Raw genomic sequence first — 4,165 nt, 5'->3', positions numbered from 1 at the left:
TCCGGCGCGGTGAGGCCGGCGCCGCCGCCGTCGTTGCCGACCGCGCCGCCGAGGATCACCGCGTGCACCAGGTCGCCGTCGGCGAGCGCGCGGTCGAGGGGCTTGAGGACGACGGCCGCGCCACCCTCGCCGCGCACGAACCCGTTGGCGCGCGCGTCGAAGACATGGGCGGTGCCGTCCGGCGACAGCCCGCCGAAGCGCTCGGCGAGGAGCGCGTTCTCGGGCACGAGGTTGAGGTGCACGCCGCCGGCCAGCGCGACCGCGCATTCCCCGCGCCGCAGGCTTTCCACCGCCTGGTGCACCGCGACCAGCGACGACGACTGTCCGGAGTCGACGGTGAAGCTGGGCCCGCGCAGGCCGAGCGCGTAGGAGACGCGGTTGGCGATCAAGCCACGGCGGACCCCGGCCATGGAGTGCCGCGTGACGGCGTCCGCGCCGGCGCGGTCGAGGAGGGTGGCGTAGTCGTCGGAGGCGGCGCCGAGGAAGACACCGGTCCGCGGCCCCGGCACGAGACCGGCGTTTTCCACGGCCTCCCAAGCGAGTTCGAGCATCAGCCGCTGCTGCGGGTCGATCGCCGCGGCTTCCCGCGGAGAGATCCCGAAGAACGCCGGATCGAAGTCCGCGACGCGATCGAGGTACGCCGCCGGCGGCGCGCCCGGGGAGGTGGCGCGGCCGGCGGGCGGTGCCCCGATCGCGTTGCGGCCTTCGCGGAGCAGGGCCCAGAACCCGGCGGGGTCCCCGGCCGAGGGCAGCCGGCAGGACAGGCCGACGATCGCGATCCCGTCCGGCATGGACCCTCCTCACGGTTTTCTTGCGGTACCCCGAAAAGTTAGAAGGAACGGCTTCTGCTTCGCTTCCACCGGCTTCCCCACCCCTGAAAGTCACCGGCCGCGACGGAAGCGACGCGATCCGTGGCGCCCCGCGGGCACGAAGAAGGGGACTGCCCTGGCGGACAGTCCCCTTCGGTACCACGGGTTTTCAGGCGCCGGGCGGTGGCGGCACGGTCGCCCAGAAGTCGCACTGGCTGCGGGTGGCGAGGTCGATCTTCTGGTTGCCACCGGCGGACGCGAGGTCCAGCGACAATGCGTCACGCGCCGTTCCGGTGCTGAACCGCGGCCACGCGGGCAGGCCGTAGGCGTTCGGGTCGCCGGTGCGGGCGAACGTCGACCAGTACTTCGCCATCTGGTCGGCGAGCGCTTGCTGCTGCGCGTTCAGCGTCGCGCCGGTGAACTTCGGGAACAGGTAGTTCAGTTCCGCGCCGTGCTCGGCACCCTCGTCGAAGCCGGGGATGTCGACCACCGGCGGCGCCGTGCGGTCGGAGAACTGGTAGACGAACAGCTTGGCCTGCCCGGCGATCGCGGCCCGGTACGCCGTGACGTGCTGGCAGGTGGCGAGCTGGTCGTCCCCGGCGTCGCTGAGCACCTGCGACAGCGCGAGACCCGGTGTCGGGTAAGCGGACGCGGGGTACTTCGCCAGGACGCGGTCGGCGTCGACGCCGAAGGTGTTCCGGATGATCTGCGGGTAGGACTCGGCGGTGACCGGGTTGCCCGAGGCGTCGTACTGGATGCTGACGATCATCCGCATTTCGTCGCGGTTGTTGCCCCACAGCATCGGCACGTGGTTGAACTTGCCCTGCCGGAAGGCGTCGATCGGCTGCAGCGGCTGCTCGCTGCCGCCGACCACGGGTCCCTGCGGCAGCGGCGGCCACGCCTGCATCAGCGCCTTGACGTCGGTCTTGCCGCGCAGGCAGTCCGCGGCCGCCGCGGCGTCGGCGCAGCCGAACTGCGTGGCCACGGTCGTGCCCATGGTCTCGGCGGCGTCCTTGGTGAGCAGCGGCGACCCGCAGCTGTAGGTCTCGCCGATCGCGCGCTGGAACAACCCGGCCGAGGCCGGCGAAGCGAGGTGGATGCACGCGGCACCGGCGCCGGCGGACTGGCCGCCGATGGTGATGTTGCCGGGGTTGCCACCGAAGCCGGCGATGTTGCGCTGCACCCACTTCAGCGACGCGCGCTGGTCCTGGATGCCGAAGTTGCCGGACTGCACGCCGGGCGTCTCGCCGTCGAGGGACGGCAGCGCGAGGAAGCCCAGCACGCCGACCCGGTAGTTGACGGTGACGACCACGACGTCACCCTGCACGGCCAGGCGCGCGGCGTCGTAGGTGCTGCTGGTGCCGTTCTGGAACCCGCCGCCGTAGAACCACACGACGACCGGCTTGACCCCGGACGTCTTCGGCGCGAAGACGTTGAGGTAGAGGCAGTTCTCCTCGTAGGACTCGATGATCCCGCCGAGCCCGCCGAGCTGCGCGCACTGGCTGCGGAAGTTCGTGGCGTCGAGGACGCCGTCCCACGCCTGCGCGGCCTGCGGCGCCCGCCAGCGCAGCGACCCGACCGGCGGGGCGGCGTAGGGCACGCCCTTGAACGTCACCAGGTCGATGGCCGCGGTCCCGCGGACCACCCCGGTCTCGGTGAGCGCCAGCTCGCCGACGTACTTCGCCTCGGCGGCGGCCGCCGGCGAGGCGACCCCCGGCACCACGAGCGCCACCACGGCACCGGCCGCGGCGATGGCTCTACCCCATCTCATCAAAGCTCCGAAGTTCTCTCGCCTGCAGGGACGGACCGGACGCTAAGCGCGCCCACTTCCATTCCGCTTCCCCACCGGCGAGAGCACGGGCCCTGCGGACGACGTGAATGACTCATTCATGTCGCCGGACGACATGAATGAGTCATTCACTACACCGGGCCGGACCCCTCAAAGCCGGGACAGCACCTCGCGGGCGCGGGTCTGCAACGCGGGCAGCCCGGCCGCGTGCGCGAGCCCCTCCTGGCAAAGCCGGCGCGCCTCCTCGCGCCGCCCCTGACCCGCGTGGGCCCGGGCCAACGCCAGCAGGCAGCGCACCTCGATCAGCCGGAGCCCGCCGCCGCGGGCCAGCTCGAGGGCTTCCGCGCCGACCAGCAGGACCTCCTCGTGGTCGCCGCGGGCGCCGTGGACGGACGCCATGCCGCTCAGCGCTTCCGCGACGTGCCACGGCGAACCCCAGTGCCGGGCCACCGCGACCGCTTCCCGCTGGTGGCGGACCGCCGAGCAGGTCTCCCCCAGCGCCGCCTCCGCCTTGGCGAGCGCGTTGAGCGCGCCGACTTCGGTCTCGCGGTTCTGCTCCTGACGGGCGATCTCCAGCCCCTGCACGGCTTGCGCGCGGCCCTGCTCGAACTCGCCGAGGTCGATCGACACCAGGCTCAGCCCGCACAGCGCCGACCCCTGGCCGTACGGGTGGGAGTGCGCCTTGTGCAGGTCGAACGCCCGGGTCAGCGACCGCCGCGCGCCCGGCAGGTCGCCCTGCAGCCGCTGGACGACGCCGACCCCGACGAGCACGACCGCTTCGCCGAGCTGGTAGCCCTCGGCGACGGCGAGCTCCAGCGCCTCGTCGAGGCACGCGCGGGCCGCGTCGAGCAGGCAGCGCTGCCGGTGCACCGAGGCCAGGTTGTTGAGCACGCTGACCTGGCCCAGCCGGTAGCCGCACTGGCGCTGCAGGTCCAGCGCCAGCTCGAACTGCGACGCCGCCTCCTCGAACCGGCCGGCCACCCGCAGCGCGATGGCGGACGCGTTGAGCGCGGCGGCCTTGCCCTCGGGCCAGTCCACGCGCTCGAACACGCGCAGCGCTTCGGTCATCCACTCGATGGCCTGCTCGTGCCGTTCCCGGTGGACGAACGCCAGCCCGATGCTCTGCGCGGTGACCGCTTCGACGGCGGGCACGTCGAGGCGGCGCGCGGCGGCCAGGACCGTGGTCGCGATGTCGACCCATTCGACCCGGCGTCCCCGGTGGTAGAACGCCGCGCGCACGGAGTCGGCGAGGTACCAGGCGATCGGGTACGGCCCGTCGGTGACCGCCTGCGTGACGACCGCGCAGAGGTTCTCGTGCTCGGCGTCGAGCCAGGCCGCGGCCTCGGCGGAGTCGGCGAAGGAGATGGGGTTCGCCGGCACCACCGCGGGTTCGCGCGGCAGCCGCGGATCGTGCCGCCTGCCGAAGATCCGCTCCGCCGCGTCCGCGCCGGAGAGGTACAGCTCGACGAACCGGCGCCACGCCCGGGCCCGCGCGGCCGGGGCTTCGTTCGCGCCGGCCTGGCGCAGCGCGTACGCCCGCAGCAGGTCGTGCAGCCGGTAGCGGCCG

3 protein-coding genes are annotated in these 4,165 nt (G+C 73.1%); all 3 read right to left on the bottom strand.

What is annotated here, in order from left to right; translation table 11 throughout:
* The coding region (locus G3I65_RS53150; protein ID WP_160703873.1) for a polyketide synthase at nucleotides 1-791 on the bottom strand (791 nt) is incomplete at its 3' end.
* Between the two features lie 187 nt (nucleotides 792-978).
* Nucleotides 979-2,580: a carboxylesterase/lipase family protein gene (locus tag G3I65_RS53145; RefSeq protein ID WP_160703871.1), complete on the bottom strand. Its 1,602-nt coding sequence runs from the start codon at nucleotides 2,578-2,580 to the stop codon at nucleotides 979-981.
* A 168-nt stretch (nucleotides 2,581-2,748) separates the two neighbouring features.
* Nucleotides 2,749-4,165, bottom strand: a 1,417-nt coding sequence (locus tag G3I65_RS53140) for a tetratricopeptide repeat protein (RefSeq protein ID WP_160703869.1), incomplete at its 5' end; no start/stop codon positions are given.

The organism is Amycolatopsis sp. SID8362, from assembly GCF_010550475.1.
GTDB classification, from domain to species: domain Bacteria; phylum Actinomycetota; class Actinomycetes; order Mycobacteriales; family Pseudonocardiaceae; genus Amycolatopsis; species Amycolatopsis eburnea.
This window is presented reverse-complemented; position numbering and strand designations above follow the sequence as displayed.

Excerpts from the sequence above, each read along its gene's own strand:
- G3I65_RS53145 (WP_160703871.1), bottom strand. The coding sequence starts at position 2,580 with ATGAGATGGGGTAGAGCCATCGCCGCGGCCGGTGCCGTGGTGGCGCTC.